The 1,410-nt window shown below is 28.2% G+C and carries 2 protein-coding genes; one reads left to right on the top strand and one right to left on the bottom strand.

Annotated features, from left to right (window positions below; genetic code table 11):
• The first annotated feature begins 119 nt into the window (after window positions 1-119).
• Window positions 120-623, top strand: coding sequence for a hypothetical protein (locus H280_RS0122875; RefSeq protein ID WP_155895048.1), 504 nt, complete (start codon window positions 120-122; stop codon window positions 621-623).
• Between the two features lie 159 nt (window positions 624-782).
• Here the strand turns inward: H280_RS0122875 and H280_RS0122870 are convergent, their stop codons facing one another.
• Window positions 783-1,316 carry a hypothetical protein gene (locus tag H280_RS0122870; RefSeq protein ID WP_020063412.1) on the bottom strand — a complete coding sequence of 178 codons (534 nt, stop codon included), beginning with the start codon at window positions 1,314-1,316 and terminating at the stop codon, window positions 783-785.
• Window positions 1,317-1,410: the final 94 nt, after the last annotated feature.

The following is a 1,410-nucleotide window of genomic DNA, read 5'->3' as shown; positions in this document are numbered from 1 at the left end:
GTCTTTTTGCGTGTTTCACACGCAAAAAGAAGATCTAGATTTATTGTTAAAAAGTTAAATTGTGCTCTGAATCAAGTTATTTTCACAGAAAAGAATTAAAGTATATGGAAAGTGTCTTTTTGAATCATTTAAATAATGAAAAGGTGGAGCTATCATTTAAAGAGATTGCTGAAATTAACGGCTATAGTCAACAGAGATTGCAATATCATTTTCCGAAGTTAAAAAGTGCTATAGACGAAAGACATAAAGTATATAAAGAACAAAAACGAAGAGATTCGCTTGAAAAGCAACTAAAAGAGATAATTTTAGAAAAAAACAACTCGCATTTAGGGTTGCAAGCAACATTGCAGCTAGCGAATATCAGCTATAAAACCGCTCGAGACCTTTTTCCAGACTTATGTAATGAAATAGTACTTAAGCATCAATTATATTTAAAGAAACAAAAACAAAAAAGAATACAGAAACAAAAAGAAGGTATTAGGAAAATAATAATTGAGCTACATAACCAAGGGATAGTACCAACAAATCATATGATTCAAAAATATTCTTCTAGTCCTATAACTTTTATAAATGAAGTTACTAGTGAATACAGCTGTGAGGTTAGAAAAGAATTAGGCTACTAATGTTTAGAAACAATAAAGTGATTAAAAATCCCCTTTTACTTCAAAATGGTATGAGAGAAGGGGGAAGGGGATTTTAAGTTGTTTAATTGTGCTCAAACAAAAATCTATCTATGGAAAGACAATAAAGGTGTCCATTTTATAAACAGAAATTCCCCCCACTTATAATTCAATTTTTCCTCTATATACATCATGAATATCGAGTAATAACCATTCTTCGGTTTGTCCAATTGAACTTATATTAGAAATAATCGTTGCAACTATTCCATTAAATTCTTCTAATTTTAAATTCTTTATTTGTAAGGCTTGAGGAAGTGTTAAATCAACAACCACCGGTATATAATTTTGTAAATCAACTAAAGTTAATTCTTTGAATTGGTCACTATCGATATCTATCTCTAAAATCCCATAAAAACTTGTAACTTTCTTAGGAGAATTAGAAGGGTCCAATTGTAAATCAATTGCATTTATTTTTTTATTTAAGTTCCGATGTTTATATTTAAACTCTGTAAATGATATTTCCTGATTTGAAACTAATTTATCTACAATATCTTCATAATTAATATCTTTAATTTGTACAACTTCTTTCAATGTAGATTTGAATAAAGTTATAATTTTATGAGATTTTTCCTTTATGCTATCATTATCCTTATATAAGGATTCATCATTGAAGTGAATATAATTATTTCTTATCATTTGTAACCGTCAAGACGAATTTTACACTTTCTGCTAAGTTTCATTTTACAATTCTGCTTAAAATAAGCTTTGCCTATTCTTCATACGATAACTG

The sequence above is a fragment of the Bacillus sp. 123MFChir2 genome (assembly GCF_000383235.1).
In the GTDB taxonomy this organism is placed as follows: domain Bacteria; phylum Bacillota; class Bacilli; order Bacillales; family Bacillaceae_G; genus Bacillus_A.
Note: the sequence above shows the minus strand (reverse complement) of the source record. Positions and strands in the feature narration are given on the sequence as shown.